This is a genomic window from Aliinostoc sp. HNIBRCY26, from assembly GCF_050235535.1.
In the GTDB taxonomy this organism is placed as follows: Bacteria; Cyanobacteriota; Cyanobacteriia; order Cyanobacteriales; family Nostocaceae; genus Trichormus.
In genome coordinates, this window is sequence record NZ_CP189852.1 from 4,532,699 (window position 1) to 4,552,401 (window position 19,703).

17 protein-coding genes are annotated in these 19,703 nt (G+C 39.4%); 11 read left to right on the forward strand and 6 right to left on the reverse strand.

What is annotated here, in order from left to right; translation table 11 throughout:
* Positions 1 to 92 precede the first annotated feature (92 nt).
* A complete protein-coding gene (locus ACQFX9_RS19245; protein ID WP_427157737.1) occupies positions 93 to 3,494 on the forward strand; it encodes a PAS domain S-box protein in 3,402 nt (1,133 codons plus the stop codon).
* Here ACQFX9_RS19245 and ACQFX9_RS19250 read toward each other — a convergent pair.
* Positions 3,491 to 4,069 carry a Uma2 family endonuclease gene (locus ACQFX9_RS19250; protein WP_427157738.1) on the reverse strand — a complete coding sequence of 193 codons (579 nt, stop codon included), beginning with the start codon at positions 4,067 to 4,069 and terminating at the stop codon, positions 3,491 to 3,493. The genes ACQFX9_RS19245 and ACQFX9_RS19250 overlap by 4 nt on opposite strands.
* 82 nt (positions 4,070 to 4,151) lie before the next feature.
* On the opposite strand from ACQFX9_RS19250, the gene ACQFX9_RS19255 reads away from it, so the two are divergent.
* The 3 genes from ACQFX9_RS19255 to ACQFX9_RS19265 all read left to right on the forward strand — a co-directional run bounded on the left by ACQFX9_RS19255 (position 4,152) and on the right by ACQFX9_RS19265 (position 5,728).
* The gene (locus ACQFX9_RS19255; RefSeq protein ID WP_427157740.1) at positions 4,152 to 4,790 is read left to right on the forward strand and encodes a Uma2 family endonuclease; all 639 of its coding nucleotides are present in this window, start codon (positions 4,152 to 4,154) and stop codon (positions 4,788 to 4,790) included.
* Between the two features lie 239 nt (positions 4,791 to 5,029).
* Positions 5,030 to 5,284: a hypothetical protein gene (locus ACQFX9_RS19260; protein ID WP_427157742.1), complete on the forward strand. Its 255-nt coding sequence runs from the start codon at positions 5,030 to 5,032 to the stop codon at positions 5,282 to 5,284.
* A 63-nt stretch (positions 5,285 to 5,347) separates the two neighbouring features.
* The gene (locus ACQFX9_RS19265; RefSeq protein ID WP_427157744.1) at positions 5,348 to 5,728 is read left to right on the forward strand and encodes a helix-turn-helix domain-containing protein; all 381 of its coding nucleotides are present in this window, start codon (positions 5,348 to 5,350) and stop codon (positions 5,726 to 5,728) included.
* A gap of 37 nt (positions 5,729 to 5,765) precedes the next feature.
* Here the strand turns inward: ACQFX9_RS19265 and ACQFX9_RS19270 are convergent, their stop codons facing one another.
* The 4 genes from ACQFX9_RS19270 to ACQFX9_RS19285 form a co-directional block, all read right to left on the reverse strand.
* Positions 5,766 to 6,299 (reverse strand): REP-associated tyrosine transposase, encoded by a 534-nt coding sequence (locus ACQFX9_RS19270; protein ID WP_427157746.1) that lies wholly within the window; start codon positions 6,297 to 6,299, stop codon positions 5,766 to 5,768.
* A 254-nt stretch (positions 6,300 to 6,553) separates the two neighbouring features.
* Complete coding sequence (locus tag ACQFX9_RS19275; RefSeq protein WP_427157748.1) at positions 6,554 to 8,626, reverse strand: SUMF1/EgtB/PvdO family nonheme iron enzyme; 2,073 nt, start codon at positions 8,624 to 8,626, stop codon at positions 6,554 to 6,556.
* 1 nt (position 8,627) lies between these two features.
* Positions 8,628 to 9,011: a Pepco domain-containing protein gene (locus ACQFX9_RS19280; RefSeq protein WP_427157750.1), complete on the reverse strand. Its 384-nt coding sequence runs from the start codon at positions 9,009 to 9,011 to the stop codon at positions 8,628 to 8,630.
* Between the two features lie 292 nt (positions 9,012 to 9,303).
* Positions 9,304 to 9,576 carry a HigA family addiction module antitoxin gene (locus tag ACQFX9_RS19285; protein ID WP_427157752.1) on the reverse strand — a complete coding sequence of 91 codons (273 nt, stop codon included), beginning with the start codon at positions 9,574 to 9,576 and terminating at the stop codon, positions 9,304 to 9,306.
* 167 nt (positions 9,577 to 9,743) lie between these two features.
* Between ACQFX9_RS19285 and rsmA the strand changes: the two genes are divergently transcribed.
* The 3 genes from rsmA to ACQFX9_RS19300 all read left to right on the forward strand — a co-directional run bounded on the left by rsmA (position 9,744) and on the right by ACQFX9_RS19300 (position 11,978).
* On the forward strand, positions 9,744 to 10,562 hold the full coding sequence (gene rsmA, locus ACQFX9_RS19290) for a 16S rRNA (adenine(1518)-N(6)/adenine(1519)-N(6))-dimethyltransferase RsmA (RefSeq protein ID WP_427157754.1): 819 nt from the start codon (positions 9,744 to 9,746) through the stop codon (positions 10,560 to 10,562).
* 64 nt (positions 10,563 to 10,626) lie between these two features.
* A complete protein-coding gene (ispE, locus tag ACQFX9_RS19295; RefSeq protein ID WP_427157756.1) occupies positions 10,627 to 11,571 on the forward strand; it encodes a 4-(cytidine 5'-diphospho)-2-C-methyl-D-erythritol kinase in 945 nt (314 codons plus the stop codon).
* Between the two features lie 77 nt (positions 11,572 to 11,648).
* The gene (locus ACQFX9_RS19300) at positions 11,649 to 11,978 is read left to right on the forward strand and encodes a DUF3082 domain-containing protein (protein ID WP_427157758.1); all 330 of its coding nucleotides are present in this window, start codon (positions 11,649 to 11,651) and stop codon (positions 11,976 to 11,978) included.
* 97 nt (positions 11,979 to 12,075) lie between these two features.
* Here the strand turns inward: ACQFX9_RS19300 and ACQFX9_RS19305 are convergent, their stop codons facing one another.
* A complete protein-coding gene (locus tag ACQFX9_RS19305; protein WP_427157760.1) occupies positions 12,076 to 12,918 on the reverse strand; it encodes a response regulator transcription factor in 843 nt (280 codons plus the stop codon).
* A 1,635-nt stretch (positions 12,919 to 14,553) separates the two neighbouring features.
* Here ACQFX9_RS19305 and ACQFX9_RS19310 point away from each other — a divergent pair.
* The 4 genes from ACQFX9_RS19310 (at position 14,554) to ACQFX9_RS19325 (ending at position 19,450) form a co-directional block, all read left to right on the forward strand.
* Positions 14,554 to 14,856, forward strand: a complete 303-nt coding sequence (locus ACQFX9_RS19310) for a HetP family heterocyst commitment protein (protein ID WP_103136904.1) — start codon at positions 14,554 to 14,556, stop codon at positions 14,854 to 14,856.
* Between the two features lie 302 nt (positions 14,857 to 15,158).
* Positions 15,159 to 15,998: an indole-3-glycerol phosphate synthase TrpC gene (gene trpC, locus ACQFX9_RS19315; RefSeq protein WP_427157762.1), complete on the forward strand. Its 840-nt coding sequence runs from the start codon at positions 15,159 to 15,161 to the stop codon at positions 15,996 to 15,998.
* A 437-nt stretch (positions 15,999 to 16,435) separates the two neighbouring features.
* On the forward strand, positions 16,436 to 17,704 hold the full coding sequence (locus ACQFX9_RS19320) for a hypothetical protein (protein WP_427157764.1): 1,269 nt from the start codon (positions 16,436 to 16,438) through the stop codon (positions 17,702 to 17,704).
* 132 nt (positions 17,705 to 17,836) lie between these two features.
* Positions 17,837 to 19,450, forward strand: coding sequence for an iron uptake porin (locus ACQFX9_RS19325; RefSeq protein ID WP_427157766.1), 1,614 nt, complete (start codon positions 17,837 to 17,839; stop codon positions 19,448 to 19,450).
* The last annotated feature ends 253 nt before the right edge of the window (positions 19,451 to 19,703 follow it).

A 19,703-nucleotide genomic window follows, 5' to 3' on the forward strand; every position in this document is an offset into this window, starting at 1 on the left:
AACTGCTGTATAGCTTTCTAATAACTAATGACTAATGACTAATGACTATTGACTTGATGCTATGAGCCAGAGATTGGGAAACATAGATAGTGATGTTACCAGCAAACTCTGAATCAGGAAGTGGCGCAACTATGGCTGATCATCTGATAACCGTAGATAGAAATACGTATGAAGCTCTACAGGAGGAGTTAAAACAGCTACGCCAACTAGTAGCAGATGAGGAGCAGAAAGTCAGCCAAGAACAGATGCGCTTATTTATGGAATATACACCGGCAGCGATCGCAGTTTTTGACAGAGAAATGCGCTACTTGCTGGCTAGCCGTCGTTGGCGCGAAAATTTAGGCTTAGGTAATCAAGATATTATCGGTCATTCCCATTATGAATTCTGCTCGGAAGTCTCCCCATTTTGGCAGACAATTCACCAACGTTGTTTGAGTGGCGCAATTGAAAAATGCGATGAAGATGCTTTTATTCGCCTAGATGGCACCACTGACTGGGTGAGGTGGGAAATACATCCTTGGTACGAATATTCGGGCGCAGTGGGCGGTACAGTGATGTTTACGGAAGTAATTACTAAACGTAAACAAGCAGAGATAGCTTTAGCCAATAGTGAACGACGGTTGCAGGATATTGCCAATAATTTACCAGGAGCAATTTATCAATTTACATATTGTGATGGTGTTTGGCGAATAGATTATGTTAGTGACTTTATTTGGGAATTGGCTGGAATTACTGCTTTAGAAATGATGGAGGATATAGACTGTTTTTTTGCTATTATCCATCCAGAAGATATTCAAAGCACGATTGCTTCTATTATGGAGGCTATCGAAAATGTGACTCCGTGGCATTATGAGGGACGCTTGGTAAAGCCTAATGGTGAGATTCGTTGGTGGCAAGGCGACTCAACTCCTACGAAAAATCATCAAGGGGAAGTCATCTTTTGTGGTGTCATGTTAGATATTACGGAACGCAAACAAGCCGAAGCCGAACTCAAACGCTTGAATGAAGAATTAGAAACCAGAGTTGAGGAACGAACAAAGGCTTTATTGGAGAGTGAAGCAAGATTGCAAAGATTAGCAGACAATGTGCCGGGGATGCTATATGAATTTCATCTCCAACCCGATGGTACACAGTTTTTTTCCTATGTTTCATCTGGATGTCAAGACATCACAGGTAGAAGTGCAGAAGAGTTAGAAAATGATTCGTCTATATCTCTTGCAGATATTCACCCTGAAGATTTACCTCATGTTCAAATTGCAATGTCTGTTTCTGCCCAAACTCTGCAAAAGTTTGAACATGAGTGGCGTGTCATTAGCACTACTGGCGAACAGAGATGGGTGAGGGCAGTTTCTAAACCAGAACGCCGCCAAGAGGGAGAAGTGGTTTGGTATGGTTATCTTTTAGATATTACCGCACAACAAGCTGCACTACGCGATCGCCAACAAGCAGAACAAAAGCTACAACAGCAGGCGCAATTCTTACAAAGTATCTGGGAAGGTGTAGATTACGGTATTTGTGTTTTGGACGTTTTGGATGATGGCGCAGACTTTCGGTTGGTGAGATTTAATCCTGCCATGTTAAAAAATAGCCTCATACCTTTAGAAGCTTGCTTGGATAAAAAAATTACTGAGGTGTTCCCTGAAGAAATGGCTAATCGCTATCTTCAACACTATAAAGATTGTATTCAATCGAAAAAAAGCATATTCTTTGAGGAATCTTTCCGCTATGAAGAAGTAGAAACTTGGTGGTTGATTAATGCTACACCGCTTTGGGATGATAATTCTCGCATTTCTCAAATTGTTGTCACATCAACAGAAATTACTGAACCTAAAAAAGCTGAACAAGAACGCCAATTATTTGTCTCAGTAATTGAAAATAGTAGTGATTTTATTGGTTTTGCGACTCTTGAAGGCAAACCTATATTTCTGAATGAAGCTGGCAAACGAATGGTGGGGTTAGAACATCCATCATTCCCTGAAGACTTAAAAATATCTGAATTCTTTTTTTCAGAAGATAGAGAATATGTCCAGCAATCTATCATTCCTAAAGTCATAAAATATGGGATGTGGGAAGAAGAGATTCGCTTCCGACACTTTCAAACCGGAGCAGTGATTAATGTTGATTACAATATGTTCATTCTGAAGAATTCAGAAACGAACGAACCTTTGTATTTTGCTACTATTACTCGTGATATTCGAGAACGTAAACAAGCTGAAGCCGCACTGAGAGAAAGTCAACATTTAATTCAGCGCATCGCTAATTCTACGCCTAATCTGATCTATATTTTTGATTTAGAAGAACAACGTAATGTTTACGCCAACCGAGAACTTTATAGTCTGGTTGGCTATTCTGTGGAAGAAGTGCAGAAGATGGGAGACAAGTTACTCTTCAATATTCTACACCCAGAAGACTTAGCCAAAATCGCCATTTATCACCAAAAATTCCTCACTGCTAATGACGGTGATATTGTAGAATTTGAATTTCGTGTTCAAGATAAGAATAATGAATGGTGTTGGTTATACAGTCGCGAAACACCTTTTAATCGCAATGCTGATGGTAAAGTTAAGCAAATTTTAGGGGTATCAACCAACATCACAGAACGTAAACGAGCCGAAATTAAGCTGCAACAACAAGCTGAAAGTTTAGAAAATACTGTACGGGAATTGCAACTTACCCAAGCTCAACTGATTCAAAGTGAGAAAATGTCTTCATTGGGTAATATGGTTGCAGGTGTAGCTCATGAAATTAATAATCCTGTTAACTTTATTCATGGCAATTTAATTCCTGCTAGTGAATACGCCCAAGATTTGTTGCGCTTGGTGGGATTGTATCAAATATATTATCCTTATCCACCAGAAGAAATTCAAGAAACATTAATTGATATTGAATTTGATTTTTTAAAGGAAGATTTAGTTAAACTCCTGAAATCTATGCGTGTCGGAACTCAACGCATCCGCGAAATTGTTCTCTCACTCCGCAATTTCTCTCGCTTAGATGAAGCAGAATTTAAAGATGTGGATATTCATGAGGGAATTGATAGCACTTTGATGATTTTACACAACCGTTTGAAATCTAAACCAGACCATCCAGAAATTTTGGTAATTAAGGAGTATGGTGAATTACCTCTGGTGGAATGTTACCCTGGACAGCTTAATCAGGTATTTATGAATATTCTGAGTAATGCTATTGATGCTTTGGAAAGCTTATGTATGAGTGAACAGGGACAAATTACAATTCGGACTGAAGTTATTCATAGTAATTGGGTAAGAATTAGTATTGCAGATAATGGTACGGGAATTCCTGCCACAGTGGTTTCCAAGTTATTTGATCCTTTCTTCACTACTAAAAGTGTAGGTAAAGGTACAGGTTTGGGTTTATCTATTAGTTATCAAATCGTAGTTGATAAACATAAAGGTAAATTATATTGTCATTCAGAACCAGGAAACGGTGCGGAGTTTGTGATTGAAATTCCCATCACTCAAGCAGCAGGTTAATTCCAAACTATCCCCAAATCTAAAATAAATCCTGGGAGGATATCTTCTCCTGATAGTTGCGTAGGAGCATCGAGAATTTCTACTGGCTGATTTTGACGATAAATTTCTACTTGTTTGGTTTGGGGATTAATTAACCAACCTAATTTTACTTGGTTATCCATATATTCCCGCATTTTGGCTTTAATTTCTTCTAAGTCGTCGCTGGGGGACATTAACTCTAATACAAAGTCTGGTGCTATTGGGGGAAATTTCTGTTGTTGTTTTGGTGTGAGTGCATCCCATCTTGCTTTTTTTATCCACGCTACGTCAGGAGAACGATTTGCACCATTGGGTAATTTAAAACAGGTGGAAGAATCGAAACATACACCTAATTTGGCTTGGCGATTCCAGATGACAAAATCAGCACCAATTTCTATATTAAATTTTCCTGTTTCTCCGCCTGTGGGTGGCATAACTATGATTTCTCCTTTAGCATTGCGCTCAAATTTAACTCCAGGATTTTCTTGACATATTTGGTAAAACTGCTCGTCATTGAGTTGAATAATGCGGTTGAGGTTGAATGTAATTGCTGTCATTTGACTTTGCTCCAAATCCTCGGATTAACTTCAATTAATGTTATATTTATTCCAAGTGGTACTTTAGCAACGAGATAGAGCTATGTTACTTGAACTCAATCAACTAACTGTACCTATTGGTCATCAGTTACTAATTAAAAATATATCTTGGGCTACATATAAAAATATTTTAGCAGAATTGGGTGAAAATCGCAGTTCTAGGGTTTCTTATAGTCAAGGGGTACTAGAAATCATGACTCCATTACCAGAGCATGAAGTAGCTAAAGTTATCATTGGTGATTTAATTAAGGTTTTATTAGAAGAATTAGATATTGAATTTTGGAGTTTAGGATCTACAACTTTTGACCAAGAAATTATGGATGCAGGCGTAGAACCTGATGATTGTTTTTATATCCAAAATGAAGCTGCTGTACGGGGTAAGGATAGAATTGATTTAACTATTGACCCTCCACCAGATTTGGCAATTGAAATTGATATTACTTCTCGGACTCGTTTTAATAATTATGAACTACTGGGAGTACAGGAATTGTGGCGTTGGCAGAAAAATAAGTTATTAATTAATATTTTGATTGATGGCAAGTATGTAGAATCTGTTCATAGTAGAATTTTTCCTAATCTGCCGATTGATCAAGTTATACCTGAGTATTTTCTGCGGAGTAAAACTGATGGTAGGAATACGACAATTAGGGCTTTTCGTGCTTGGGTACGGCAGAAAATTTAAGAAATTGTTTCTGAGGGTTTTAGCAATAATAAAGCCCTCATTTTTTTGCCTATAAACGAACTATTGCATAGATATTTCTCCTTTAAAAATCCATAATTTATAACAAAAATTATGGATTTAGTGATTGGCGAGTATAATTTTATACTTTAATATTTAAGCATGATAAAGGCGATCGCCCAATCCGGTCAAGAAGAAAGCGATCGCCGTTATCTAGCCCCTCTAACAAGGAGATAATTACAATGATGGCACAGTTTACACAATACTTGCAGAGTGCAGATATAGATACACTCAACCTCAATCAATCTTCTACACAGCCAGTTTCCCAAAGAGAAAAGATTAAGCATTTGCTCATCGGTTCTCCCCAAGCTGTTACTAGTACAATTCGCTATTTACAGGTAATTGGTTACGCTAGTGTGGGTGATTGGAGTCCACTGTTACCTACTGCTAACCAAGGCGAGGTGATGAGTATTTTAATCCGGCAAATTTTCATCTAATAACCTAGATTTAGAGGCGTTGCATTGCAACGTCTCTACTTTGATCATATGAAGGTAAAATATATGTCAGAACTTCGTCCTCTGAGAACTGAAGCTGATTATCGTGCGGCACTGAATGAAATTGAACGGTTATTTGATGCTCAACAGAATACACCGGAATGCGATCGCTTGGAAATTTTAACAACTTTGGTGGAAGCATACGAACAGCAGCATTATCCTATCCTCCCACCAGATCCGATTGAGGCGATTTTATATTATCTCGAATCCCGTGGGCTGTCTTGGCAGGATTTAGAGTCTGTTATGGGAAGTCGTGGAGAAGTTACGGCTGTTTTATCTCGTCAGGAAGCACTCACATTAGATATGATTCGCCGTTTGCATTCCTGTTTGGCAATTCCGGCTGAGGTGTTGATTCAACCATATTCTCTACACAAAAATTCTGCTTAATTGAGCCGGACAAGTCTTCGGGAAAAACAGGATTTCTTTAGTCAGTTGGAGATTCTACAAATAGACGGTAACTGTCTAATGAAACAAAGTGCTGCAACACTTTATCACTTTTGATGACCTCATGATTGTGAGGCATTATATATTCTGAATAGCTGGAAAATTCCCAGTCTTGAGGACTTTTCACTAAATTAGCATTAACTGGGTTTAAATGAATGTATCGAGATAGGTGTAATAAATATTCATTACTATCTATGTGCATAGATTGGAAACGCCCTTGAAACAATGAACCAACTCTCTTAAAGCGTTTATTTATAGCTTTTGTATAAGCCAGCATAAATGGCTGCATTAAGTTTGATAAATTATCTGTGTTTAGGTAAACCAATAAGTGATAATGATTTGGCATCAAGCAGTAAGCAACTATTTCTACACCCTTATTTACAAGGTGTCTTTCCATGAGACGTAGGAAGTATAGGTAATTTTGACGCTCAAAGAATATAGCTTCGCGGTTATTACCTCGATTGTAAATGTGGTAGTAGTTGCCTGCTTGAAACTTTACATCCCGAATTGGCATTTGATTATATAGTTCTTCTCACTACATTTATATCTTTGCCAATTAGCGATCGTCATCCGCGAGAAACTGGGTTTCTTTGCAGCCGCGATACCCGCGCGAAGTCGTCAGAAACCGGGTTTCTTTTAGGTTCATCGCGACAATATCGGTTTTCCTCGCGAGAAACCCGGTTTCTTAAGGCCTCGCGAAGACGGCGGGGGAATCAGAAGGGAAAAGAATAAGAAGTGCAGAGGGCTAAAGGGCAAGAGTGCAAAGGGCTAAGAAATCCTCGCCGCCTCACCATCACACACAACGCGAAAACCAATAAAGTTGTAGCGGTTGACGCGGTAGACGTAGTTGCGATTAGCAGAACGGCAGTATACAGGATTGAGGTACCAAGAACCACCGCGCAGCACTCTTAAGCTATTATCGCTACCTGTTAACCACGCACTACCATCTGTCGGCGCGCCTTGGTAGCTATTATTATATATATCTTGACACCATTCCCATATATTACCACACATATCATATAATCCGAAAGCATTCGGCGGAAATATCCCGACATTTGTTGTTTGTTGACGATATTTACCTTTAGGAGCATCGCCATAGGAATAGTTACCGTCATAGTTCACTAAATCTGGGGTGATAGTTTCCCCAAAATAAAACGGCGTGGTTGTCCCTGCACGACAGGCGTATTCCCATTCCGCTTCGCTGGTTAGCCTGTAGGTTTTTCCTGTTTTCTGGCTCAATTTCTGACAAAATTCTACCGCATCATCCCAACTGACACTTTCTACTGGTCTTTTCTCACCTTTGAACTGAGCAGGATTTGTCCCCATGATGGCTTGATACTGTTCCTGGGTAACTGGATATTTCCCCATAAAGAAGCCGGGAACTGTCACCTGATGCTGTGGTTTTTCATTGTCATATCCTTCTCCATCCGGTGAACCCATCATAAATGTTCCTCCTGGTATCTGCACCATCTCCAAGCTGATACCATTCCCCAAGTCTTCTGCAAAATACTTTGCTGTCCGCTTTTGGCGGTTGGTGATTTTCCCTTGAGCGTTTACCGTCACCACTTCAAATGAAAAGGTTGGTAAGGTGTCTTTTGGTTCTGGTTTTGTAGGTTCTTTAACAGTACCCGACTTAGACGGCTCTGGAGACGTAATAGGTTGAGGGTGCAATAACCTCTCAATTGCATCTAACTCATTCTCCAGATGCTTTAGCTCAGTTTTCTCCTGTTGAAGTTGCTGTTCTAACTGAAACTTTCGACTAGGATCAGTCTCAATTGCTAAAGCTGCTCCAATACGTTTGACTTTCTCGTTCCGAGTTTCCCATTCTCGCTGGAGTCTATTTCGTTCTTCTTCCCGCCTAAGTTTTTGACTGTCGCTAAGATTTTGATGTGTTGACTGTGGGGTTTCTACCTTAACTGGTTGTGGCTGTACATTGATTCGCAACAAAGCTATTTGTTCTAAGGCTTCTATCGCTTCCAAGTCTTGTCCTGATGCAGCAGCTAACACTCGAATCCACAGTTGCTTGGCTAAATCCAAGTCTTGTTTGAACTGCGCGCGATAAGCATCATTTTTAAGTGTGGCGATATCCGCTAGGGTGGCGTGTCGCGGTACAAGTATGAGATGAGATTTAGTTACAGGCTCGGCAATAATATAAGGTGTTTGCTTCTTATTTATATGCTGACGCACCAATTCTGGGACACGAAAATTAAGATACTGATTTAACCTTTCAACCGTGGCGCATTTACCTTGAATTCCCAAACCTTCCAATAACGCACAAGTAAAAGCACCTTGCTCTAAAGCTGCAATCTCATAAGAATATTCCTGGGGACTACAGGAAAATATACTAATGACTCCTTGTTGACGCGCTTCCTCAGCCGTTTGTCTCCCGATACCTTCGCCAGCACGAGTTCCCAAACTGCGACAAGCATCTAAAATCAAGACGACATTATCCGCACCACACCGACGTAGGCGTTCAGTCACTAAGTTAATGGAAATGGCTGTATTTTCAATATCCTCTGGGTCGCCATCACTAGGCATGAGATAATCTCTGCCAGCATGGCGGATACCATGTCCACTGAAGAAAAACCAAAAGTTATCACCCGCACCCAAAAAAGGAGTTTCAAATAACTGGCGCAAAATTCGCAGTAAATTAGTGCGGGTGGGACGAGTTGATTTACCACCAACATCAGGGGAATCATCAGAGAAGAAGAACACCTGATTAAACCCCGCCTCGTTGCGGAGGAAATTCTGCATTAACTGTGCATCCCGCTTGGCATAATTTAGCGGTTGCAAATAATCATAGTGGTTAACGCCGATCGCGATCGCCCAATTGTTTGCCATCCTACTTTGGTTCTTGTCGCCTAAATACTAGCTTAATCGCGCCTTTTCCGCCTGCTTTTGCACCATTCCCAATTAATTTAACTTCACCTTCGCCGCTAATTTCTACGGATAACTCAATTTCGTCTAGCTGCATTCCGTTGTGAGTTTTGGCTTGCTGTTCTGCACGACTAAACAAGCGTCCGACTACTTCTAGGAAGTGTGTCATTTCTTGTTCTAATTTCTGGGTGCTGACTTTGACTGCATCGCCTGCGCTTTTGGTGGTTTCTGTGGTTTCTTCTCTCCAAGAGCGGGTATTACCAGTTATACCTTTAGTCCCTTCGGTAACGGTAATTTGCGGTGCTTCGTCGGTGACTATCCAAATGCTGTCTGAGGATGTGTCTGTCATTTTTTTAGTATTTTTGCATAGTAATTATGTATAGGATTTTCTCACGCAAAGGCGCAGAGACGCAAAGAGAGAGGAAGGGTTTTGGGGTGATGGGGAAGGGCGATCGCTGGTGAGACATCTTCTAGTAGGATGGGAGATTAGCGTGAGGTATTAAAGCAATTAGGATAGTGAGCTATCAAGTACAAGTTTTATCGACAGTTGTGCCGCAGATTGAGAGACTCAATTCTCAAGTGCAACAACAGGTTATGAAAAAATTAGAACATCCAATAACCAGCTTTATTAATTACCGTTACTAAGGTTGCTCATTCTCAAGATTATTAAATTTCCTGTTGTGGTATAGCTCCCAATTTTCTTGCAGGTTCACCCAAAAATCTGCACTATTTCCCCATAGTTCTGCTAACTTTAATGCAGTGTTAGATGTGATTCTAAGTTGTTCATTTATCTGCCCATTGGGAATATCAATTATTTGAGCAAGTTCATCTGGTAATATTCCCAAAGGCTCTAAAAAATCTTTGACTAAAATTTCCCCAGGATGGGTAGGAGGACGATATTTTGGTAGTCTCATTGCTCGTTGATTTCAGGCGATCGCATCAAACCTTATACCATATATAATACTTAATGTCAATACTAAAATCAACAAAAAGCCCGAAAAACTGACTTGAGAAAGTAAGCAAAAAGTAAGAAATGGATTTTTATTCAAAGACTAAGATTTAGATATAGTAAGGAAAAATAATGGTTCGACCGCGCAAGTTATTTGCTCAACATTGGCTCAAAAGTGATAAGGTTTTGGATGCGATCATCAAAGCAGCAGACTGTAGTACAAATGACCGCATCCTCGAAATCGGCCCCGGTACAGGTATTCTTACCCGTCGTTTACTACCTTTAGTACAGTCTTTATTAGCTGTCGAAATTGACCGCGATTTGTGTAAATTATTAGTGAAACAATTAGGGAGTAAAGACAACTTTCTCCTCCTGCAAGGCGACTTTCTCGCATTAGATTTAGCAACGAACTTGGCAGCATTTCCCAACTTTCAAAATCAAAATAAAGTTGTGGCGAATATCCCCTACAATATTACCGGGCCAATTATTGAGAAACTCTTAGGTACAATCGCCAATCCTAACCCCACACCTTTTGAGTCAATCGTGTTATTAATTCAAAAGGAAGTCGCGGAAAGATTATATGCTAAAGCCGGCTCAAAAACCTTTGGCGCATTATCAGTGAGAGTTCAATATTTAGCTGAGTGTGAGTTAATTTGTCATGTCCCCGCCAGCGCATTTTATCCACCACCAAAAGTAGATTCCGCCGTCGTGCGTTTGCGTCCTCGTCCAATAGAAACACCAGCTAACGACCCCAAAAAATTGGAGAATTTACTTAAGCTAGGCTTTGGTGCAAAACGCAAAATGTTACGGAATAACCTGCAATCTGTCATAGACCGCGATCGCCTGAGCCAATTACTGGAAAAATTAAATATAAACCCCCAAGCCAGAGCTGAAGACATCAGCACACAGCAATGGGTAGAATTAGCCAACTTGTTGGGAAGTACGGAATAAAAAATCCCCAGTCCCCAGTCTCCAGTCCCCAGTCTCCAGTCCCCAGTCCCCAGTCCCCAACCCTATGCGTAGTTACACTTTAATTGCTCCCGCCAAAATCAACTTGTATTTAGAAATCATCGGCGATAGACCAGATGGTTATCATGAATTAGTCATGATCATGCAGAGTATCGACCTCGCCGATAAAATTGAAATAAAATCCATCAGCAGTGAAACTATTCAAGTACATTGCAACCATCCCCAAGTCCCCACAGATAAAAGTAATCTCGTATATCGCGCCGCCGAACTCATGGCGAAAAAATTTCCCGAAGCTTTCGCTAAATATGGCGGAGTCGATATCACCCTCCAAAAGTACATACCAGTAGCAGCCGGTTTGGCTGGAGGTTCCACCAATGCAGCAGCAGTTCTAGTAGGGATAGATTTACTCTGGAACTTGGGACTAACTCAATCAGAACTTGAAGAACTCGGTGCGACACTCGGCTCAGATATCCCATTTTGCATCGCAGGTGGTACAGTCATCGCCACAGGAAGAGGAGAACAACTTGCACCCCTGCCGAGTTTAGATCATATATATATAGTATTGGCTAAATATCGTAGTCTCGAAGTATCCACAGCTTGGGCATATAAAACCTATCGTCAAGAGTATGGTAGTGGCTATCTCAAAGATACCAACGACTTAGCAGCACGAGCCGCCGCCGTTCATTCAAGTGCAATGGTTAAAGCTATCTTAGATAAAGATACAGCAGCAATATCTCAACAACTGCACAATGATTTAGAGCGTGTAGTCTTACCCGCCTATCCCCAAGTTTTGCAACTACGAGAACTGTTTGCAGCTCAAACAGACGTTATCGGAACAATGATGTCTGGTTCTGGCCCTTCAGTCTTTGCTATCTGTGCATCTCAAGCGCAAGCAGAACAAGTTAAGTTACAAATTAGAGAAGCAATTCCCGACGAAGATTTAGAATTATTCGTGACTCGTACAATTGCACAGGGAATTCGGGTGGCTTGAGTGCTGAGTAATGAGTAATGACTGATGACTGATGACTAATGACTATTGACTATTGACTATTGACTAATAACTAACTTATGACAGAACAAAACACAACACCAACCACAGATACAAACACACAAGTTACAGCCAGTCCGTTACGCTGTCTTACAGGATCAATTATTTCTGGCGTAATGGGATATGGCTCGTATTCTCTCATGATTGCGATCGCTACAACCTTCGCACAAAAACCAGTCCATTCCGACAACCAACTAGTCATCAAAATTACCTCCGCCGTTCGTACCCTAGTAGTGGGTATCGTCGCCTTGGGATCTGGAGTATTTGCTATAGTAGCCATTGGTTTACTCGCTCTAGGAATACAACTACTATTCCAAAGCTTCACCAAAGAAAAAGCGACTAATGATTAATGTACAGGCGGGTTAAACCAAAATATCTGTTTGACAACGTGAATCTCTCACAGAACCCGCCTCTACTAACTAATGACTAATGACTAATGACTAATGACTAATGACTAATGACTAAAGGTAAACACTTCCCCCACTGAGCTTTTTTCTCATATTGCGAAGATTGTTGCTGCTTCCTCCAAGCCTTGGGGGGTAAACCATGATGTTGACGAAATTGACGAGAAAAATGACAGGCATTTTGATAACCTAATGCTGTAGCTACTTGCTCAATCGTCTTATCAGTATTTTTGAGTAGGGGACGCGCTGCGGCCATGCGACGCTGGAGAATCCAACCATTGACAGTATCTCCTGTTTCCTTCGCAACGCGATTAGTTAAATAAGCTGCTGAATAACCAACCGCTTCTGCTACATCCGATAGGGTAATTCCTTCATGATAATGAGCCTCTATATAATCAAACACTTCCTTGAGATGAGGTATTGACGGGAACACAAACTCAGGCTCAAGAACCAGAGATTCAGGATTTAGTTGAGATTTACCTGCATACAAGTATTTAAATAAAGCTTGCTTTTCTAAACGAACTGCGATCGCTCTTAGTAACTCTTCTATGGTCGAAGGTTTGGTAATATAGTCGTCAGCACCTAATTCCATTCCTTTACGGATAGCGGCCTTATCATCACTACCAGTCAGAAAAATAAACGGAATAATTACTGTTACAGGGTCTTGACGCAGATTGTTTAAAACGTCATATCCGTCCATGTCAGGCATGATAATGTCACAAATAATTAGGTCTGGTAAATGTTTTTGTGCTTGCTTAATTCCCTCAGCACCGTTTTCAGCACCAATTGTTTCAAAACCTTCCGACTCTAAAATAGTTAAAAACAGATTACGAGTATCAGTTTCATCCTCAATTACAAGGATTTTTATCGATGATTCTTGTATCATTTTTTCATCACCAAGAGTTGTGGTCGGTAACAAATTACTAAAATCTACTGAAGTTTTGATAACAAAGAAAAAATAATTATCTTAGAAACATATCAAAGATAACCTGTATATCTAATATGTTAATTCTGTCATTTAAATGACACAAAAGCATCCATATCTTTACCAAAGTTTAATGAATACTTGAAATATATATGACGAAACCATTTGTATTTTTAAATTTAAGAATTTATCGATGATATTGTTTGCCAATCAATTTTAATTTTCATATTTTCGAGAGACAATCAACAAAGCTGAAGATAAATTTAGCATATCATTTAAAATAATAAAAATAATAACCTCTGTGTGTTTATAAATCACAAACAATGACACTTTTACCAATCATGGATGAGTTTTAGAAGATACAAAATAATGTTAATTTCTTTTTCATAAGGATTAAACTACATAAGAATATATCCAGTCATCTGCCGAGAGAAGTACATTTTTTGGATTATATACCTGAGTTAGAGTGAGATATCTACCGTAAGAAATAGAAAATGTTAAGGCATAATGTATTCTGCAATACACGTTTTATTAAACTATCAAATCTGAGAAAAATTTCGCCTTAAAAAAACAGCAATGAATTACTAAATAGGTGAAACCGAAAGTAACAAAATATTCAAGATATTCAACCTCCGTTATATTTTTTTACTGATATTTAAAATATAAGTTTATTTTATTTCTTTAAATAATGGTATAATTACTTGCCGCCTATATTTACTCCTAATTAGAGACAAAAATTAACGGTAATGCAAAACCGAAAAAAAAGATATATCTAGCAAAATAATAATCATATATCTACTGCACAAGATTGAGTAATCTTAGCAAAGAAGCTGCTTCTGCAAAACGGTTCATTTTTAGGAGTTGGGTGAGCTAGATAGATATTTATTCATCAGATAAAAATGCTAACTAGTAAAATCTACTCCTATTTTCAATAACTATTTGCAGTAATTTGCTGGTTCACCTGTGCTGTAGTGTCAAAATTTTTGAGTTGAGATAGTGATTGAGATAGGGAAACGAGCTAAATCAGGAAATACTCAAGCAGTACCTCCGGTAAGCTATGTTAAAAAGCTATACTCCGTCCCATATACCACACAAATCATCCTATGATTTGCATTCACATTCTCATCTAACCTTTGGAGATATTCTATTATCTCCCCGACTCACTGAGGAAAATATGGACACCACACTAAATGATAGACAGGAATGCTGACAAGCAGTGAAAAATACCATTTATCCATCTACTTACAATCACAAAAAGTCAGCTAACATCCTCATCAAACTACAGGTTGTATTCAGCTAATAAGACAATTCCTCACATAAGAGCAGCAGATAACCCAAGTAATGGGAATAAGCATCTACCATAAAAAGTCCATAGTATTTGACAATTCCATAATGTAATTTGCAAAACAATTGCATTGGTTAAATAAAACCATGGTGTGCATCAAACTATCAACAAAACCAAGTTCAGCAATTTTATAAAGATTCAATTCTGTATATCTCATACACAACAAAGATATACAAGTATCTAACAGCAATTGATCTGACCATCGTTAAAAAGGTCTTGTAATCAAGACTGAATCATCATCAGGGAAAAATATGTATCAACAAAACACCAGTTGTCATTCACAGAATGTCAAAAAAATAAACAACGAACAAATAGAACAGATTATCAAAGCTATTATCGCTGGAAAGTATTCCTGGGCTTGCGTTTTACTGCTACGGTTCTTCGGCTATAATCCTATGGAATATATGCCATATCGTACTTATATCCGATTACTGAAAAACAACTGTTTAAACAAAAAAGTAAACACTCAAACTTCAGAGAATCAAGAAATTTTTCGTCTGCAATCAAGCTGGATGCCAAATCAAAGGGTAGTGGATATAGAACACTATGTTTAACAACAGGATGTAAGGATAAAAATCCAAAGTAAAGGGTAAAAATATTATTTTTTACTTTTGGTTTAAGTAGAACGGTGTAAATAATTCAAGGTTTGTAGTGTACCCCTCCGGGGAAGCAAGCTACGCGCAAGCGTCTCGTAGAGAGGACTTTAGTCCTCAAATAAGGACTGAAGTCCTTACTACAAAACGAATTTACCAATTTTTATATTGCTTAATGTAGTTTGTTGTTTCACACCGTCTTACTTAACTTCTATAGACTTCCAACCTAGTTCGTCAGAGTTCTGCTATCTTAAATTTGGAAAATGTACCCAGTTAGTGCCGTTAACATCACTAGTTTACAACCAATGCTCAGAGAGATTGTTTGGCAGAAAAAGCAAGAAGTATCTCAGCTACACCAACAAATGTCTTTAGCTTCACTACAACGCCAGTTAACAGCTGCGCCAACCGTGCGAGACTTCTGCACTGCTTTACAACAAAATCTCCATAAACCCAGCCTGATTGCAGAAATTCAAAAAGCCTCACCCAGACGTGGAATCATCCGTACTGATTTTGATCCTATCGCGATCGCCCAAGCCTATGAAAGAGGTGGTGCAGCTTGTATTTCCGTAATTACCGACAGATCCTTTTTTCACGGCAGCTTTGAAATCTTACGCATCCTTCGCAAACGCATTACATTACCCTTACTATGTAAAGAATTTGTCATTGATCCCTGCCAAATTTATTTAGCACGCGCCGCCGGTGCAGACGCAATCTTGCTGATGGCTTCCATCCTCACAGATAGGGAAATACAGGACTTTTTACGCATCATTCACTATTTGGGAATGAATGCTGTAGTAGAAGTACATACCTTAGTAGAACTAGATAGGGTGCTGAAGCTAGAAGATGTCCGCATCATCAGTATTAACAACCAAAGCCTCGCAGACTTCTCGATTGATTTGAGTACAACTCAAAACATACTTGCCCAAAGGCGATCGCAATTACAAGACTTGGGCATCATCATAGTCGTAGAATCGGGACTATACACACACGCTGACCTATCACTAGTCAAGCAAGCAGGTGCTAATACAGTCATCGTCGGAGAATCTTTGATGAAAGAAACAGATATCGAAAAAGCTGTGCAGCTGTTATTGAAAGGGATGTAGAAGTATGGGGTTGCTGTGAAATCGAAAAATGACGGAAAATTTTCGCGGCTGAATCAGGAATTACTTCTAGACAAATTGTAGTAACCATTACTTATCTCAGCGAAACCCTGACCCCTGGAATACCCAGGGGTTTTTATTTAGGTAGTCATATAGCGGTTTGCAATTGAGTCAAATACAGACCTAACCCCCAGCCCCTTCCCTACAAGGGAAGGGGAGTAAAACTCAAAGCCTCTCTCCTACGAGGAGAGAGGTTTGGAGAGAGGTCAAAGTGTATTGCATACAAATGAGAAGCACTATAGTCATTAGTCGTTAGTTCCGCCCCAATTTCCCAATTTAATTAAACGTAATATAAAGATTGGGGAAAGTTTGTGAAAATCTATGTAGTCTAAACTATAGTCAGCATCAGTATATTTAACAAGCATTCAAGGTAAAAGAAGATGAAGTGGCGAAATTGGTCATTACATCAAACATTAATTCTCAGTGCATTACTCACCTACAGTTGGATAAACCCAGGTTTAGCCCAAACAGATAAACCACTGACTCGCGCAGAAGTTTATAAAGTTATTAAAATTGTTGAACTCATCCTGCACAATCAAACTCAGCGACGTGCAGAACTTAAGGATGTCATCGTTCCTAAAGATGCAGTTAAAACAGGAGTCAGTTCAGAAGCCCAGTTATTTTTTAATGATCAATCTTTAATTAGGGTAGACCAAAGCAGTGTATTTCGTTTTGAGCCTGGATTACGTCGGTTTAAACTGCGGAATCTGATTGCTTTGAATGAAATGATATTTAAATTAGATGATGGCACAGCACTCATATTAAGTCCACCAGGAAGTGTAGGCACTGCCTTAGAAACACCAGAAACTAAAATTAATATTATCGCACCAAAACCAGCATTAGCCCAACATTCAAACAGTCTTGTTGCTAGTAATAAAAACTTGAAAATTAGCCAAGATAACGATTTATATACACCAGCACAAAAAGCTAGTGCAGTGATGGTGATACATAATAAAGAACGCAATACAACACAAGTTTTTGCCCTGACAGACGGAGATATTAAAATATCTGATCAAAAAGAGAAGAAAACAGTCGCTTTAAAAGGTGGTCAAACTGTAGCTGTTAGAAATGGTATAGTTGGGAATCCCCAAGAATTTGATTTACAAGCTTTCTATAAGACAGTTGCTTTAACTTCTGGTTTAGGGCCAGGACAAGAAAATTTAGTCGCACAAGAATCAACACCAGTGCAAGAAACACTCAAAGCAGTAAGAAGAGAAACCTTAGCTGCACTCAAAAATCAAGCTCAAAGATTTAGAGGATTTACTAGAACATTTCTCGCTGATGCACTTAATGGTACAGAAGGAGATTTAAATCCTCGTCCTGGTGTTTCGGTAAGAATTATTAACCCCAATGTCGTCACTGGGACATTTTATAAAACATCCAACAATACCGCCATATTTATTCCTGACAATAATCCTAATTCTCCTAGAAATATTAACGTAGATTTCGACCAGAGAACTATCACCATTGATGGGAATACAGGTGTGTCTAATAATGCAGGATTAAGTGGTAATAATGCCAGTGGTGCAGTCATTAATGCTAACGGACAAATTACCCAAATTGATGTTTTTGGCGTAAACGGTGAAGAACCACAAAACAACATTCCCTACAGAGGAAGTTTGACAACTGGAACAGCACGCGATCGCTAGAAGGAAGGCAAAAGGAAAAAGGCAAAAGGCAAAAGAAAGATTTATATTTTTCTCCCTGTCCCCTGACCCCCTGCTTACGCAGTGATAGTATATTTTTTTTAGCTATAACTCTCTTATCAGGTGTGAAGATTGATGTTTAATAAAAGATGTTTATTACTGCTTTCAGGAGCAGTATTTTTGAGTATCAATAAACCTGCATCAGCAGAAGAATTGCCAGTAAATAATCCTGAAATTGTTGAGTATTTCACAGACCAGACTACCAATATCTCAGGTGTAGATTTAGAAAAACAACTACCTGAAAATACAGACAGAGTAACATCTGTATCACAATTATCTGATGTTCAACCTAATGATTGGGCTTTTGTTGCTTTACAATCTTTAGTAGAAAGATATGGTGTCATATCAGGCTATCCCGACGGCACATTTAAAGGCAATCGTGCCATGAGTCGCTACGAATTCGCCGCCGGACTAAATGCTGTATTAACTAAAATTGATGAATTAATTGCGGCTGGAGTCAGCGATAAAATTAGACAACAAGATTTAGAAACACTGCAAAAATTAATAGAAGAATTTGCTGCTGAATTACAGACCTTAAGAATCAGAATAGATAAATTAGAAGCACGTACAGACAACATCGCCGCACAACAATTTTCCACCACCGTCAAATTAGGAGGACAAGCCATCTTTGGGTTAGCTGGTGGGTTTGGTGGTGATCCTCCAGGAAAAGGAGAAGCTAAACCAATTTTTACCTATCTGAGTCAAATACAATTAGCCTCATCTTTTACAGGTAAAGACAGATTTCGCCTAGTTTTAGCTAGTGGAAATGCAGCCAATGATAGTTTCGGGAATCCCGACGCATTCAATACCAACATGGCAAGGTTAGCTTGGCAAGCAGATTATGACAATCAAGTCAGGCTAGATTCCCTAGAATATCGCATTGCGGGATTAGGCGATCGCGTCGTTTTCACCTTCAAACCCGTCGGCTTTAGTTTAAGTAGTGTTCTCAGCGTCAACTCACCCTACGCAGACGCAGGACAAGGTGCGATTTCCCTATTTGGCGGTTCAACTTCCATCTTCAAAATCGGTAGTCTCGATGCAGGTTTAGGCTTTGATTGGTTAGTATCTGACCAATTGCGCTTACAATTCGCCTACGGGACAAGAAATAGCAACGACAGCAGTCGGGGTTTATTTGGTGCAGATCACAGTGCTTTGGGTGTGCAGTTACTATACAAACCCACCCCATCCCTAATTACAGGTCTAGCCTATGTCAATGCGTACTCCAGTAACGCACAATTAGATACAGGTACAGGCAGTAGTAATGCGGATACATCCGGCGGCATCAACGAACCATCACAAATTCATGCACTCAACGCCAGTATGAAATGGCAACTCACCAATCAATTAGTCCTTGGGGCTTGGGGTGGTATCGCCGTTACAGATTCCCTCACCTCAGATGCAGTCATTCTTAGTAGTACCTACACCGCAACTCTAGGTGTATATGACCCCTTTGGCAGAAAAGGCGACATCTTCGGCTTCATCTACGGTCAACCACTCAAATTAAATAACGGCATTGCCGTGGCCAACGTAGATGCCGGTAATTCCACTCACTACGAAGTGTTTTACCGCTATTTAGTTAACGATAACATCTCCATTACACCAGGCTTCTTTCTCGTTACCGACCCTGGACATATCTCTCGTAACAACGATATCTTCGTCGGTACTATCCGTACCACCTTTAGTTTTTAATACACAAAAACGCTTAGACAAGTAAAGTTCTAAGCGTTTTTGTATGGATTTATACCCATTCACTTGTTTCATGCTTATCAGGTGAAGTGGTATCACTCCTTGCACTTAATCCAAGAATATCTTTTTCCAGAGAAAAATCAATATTTAGGCAGTGACACTTTACATAGTGTCATAAATTGCCAAAGATACATCGAATAAAGTATTAAAAGATACTGCATTAAAAAAACAGATGCCATTCCACTAGGCAGATATT

Coding starts and splice junctions, on each gene's coding strand:
- ACQFX9_RS19245 (WP_427157737.1), top strand. CDS start 93: ATGTTACCAGCAAACTCTGAATCAGGAAGTGGCGCAACTATGGCTGAT.
- ACQFX9_RS19250 (WP_427157738.1), bottom strand. CDS start 4,069: ATGACAGCAATTACATTCAACCTCAACCGCATTATTCAACTCAATGAC.
- ACQFX9_RS19255 (WP_427157740.1), top strand. CDS start 4,152: ATGTTACTTGAACTCAATCAACTAACTGTACCTATTGGTCATCAGTTA.
- ACQFX9_RS19260 (WP_427157742.1), top strand. CDS start 5,030: ATGATGGCACAGTTTACACAATACTTGCAGAGTGCAGATATAGATACA.
- ACQFX9_RS19265 (WP_427157744.1), top strand. CDS start 5,348: ATGTCAGAACTTCGTCCTCTGAGAACTGAAGCTGATTATCGTGCGGCA.
- ACQFX9_RS19270 (WP_427157746.1), bottom strand. CDS start 6,299: ATGCCAATTCGGGATGTAAAGTTTCAAGCAGGCAACTACTACCACATT.
- ACQFX9_RS19275 (WP_427157748.1), bottom strand. CDS start 8,626: ATGGCAAACAATTGGGCGATCGCGATCGGCGTTAACCACTATGATTAT.
- ACQFX9_RS19280 (WP_427157750.1), bottom strand. CDS start 9,011: ATGACAGACACATCCTCAGACAGCATTTGGATAGTCACCGACGAAGCA.
- ACQFX9_RS19285 (WP_427157752.1), bottom strand. CDS start 9,576: ATGAGACTACCAAAATATCGTCCTCCTACCCATCCTGGGGAAATTTTA.
- rsmA (WP_427157754.1), top strand. CDS start 9,744: ATGGTTCGACCGCGCAAGTTATTTGCTCAACATTGGCTCAAAAGTGAT.
- ispE (WP_427157756.1), top strand. CDS start 10,627: ATGCGTAGTTACACTTTAATTGCTCCCGCCAAAATCAACTTGTATTTA.
- ACQFX9_RS19300 (WP_427157758.1), top strand. CDS start 11,649: ATGACAGAACAAAACACAACACCAACCACAGATACAAACACACAAGTT.
- ACQFX9_RS19305 (WP_427157760.1), bottom strand. CDS start 12,918: ATGATACAAGAATCATCGATAAAAATCCTTGTAATTGAGGATGAAACT.
- ACQFX9_RS19310 (WP_103136904.1), top strand. CDS start 14,554: ATGTATCAACAAAACACCAGTTGTCATTCACAGAATGTCAAAAAAATA.
- trpC (WP_427157762.1), top strand. CDS start 15,159: ATGTACCCAGTTAGTGCCGTTAACATCACTAGTTTACAACCAATGCTC.
- ACQFX9_RS19320 (WP_427157764.1), top strand. CDS start 16,436: ATGAAGTGGCGAAATTGGTCATTACATCAAACATTAATTCTCAGTGCA.
- ACQFX9_RS19325 (WP_427157766.1), top strand. CDS start 17,837: ATGTTTAATAAAAGATGTTTATTACTGCTTTCAGGAGCAGTATTTTTG.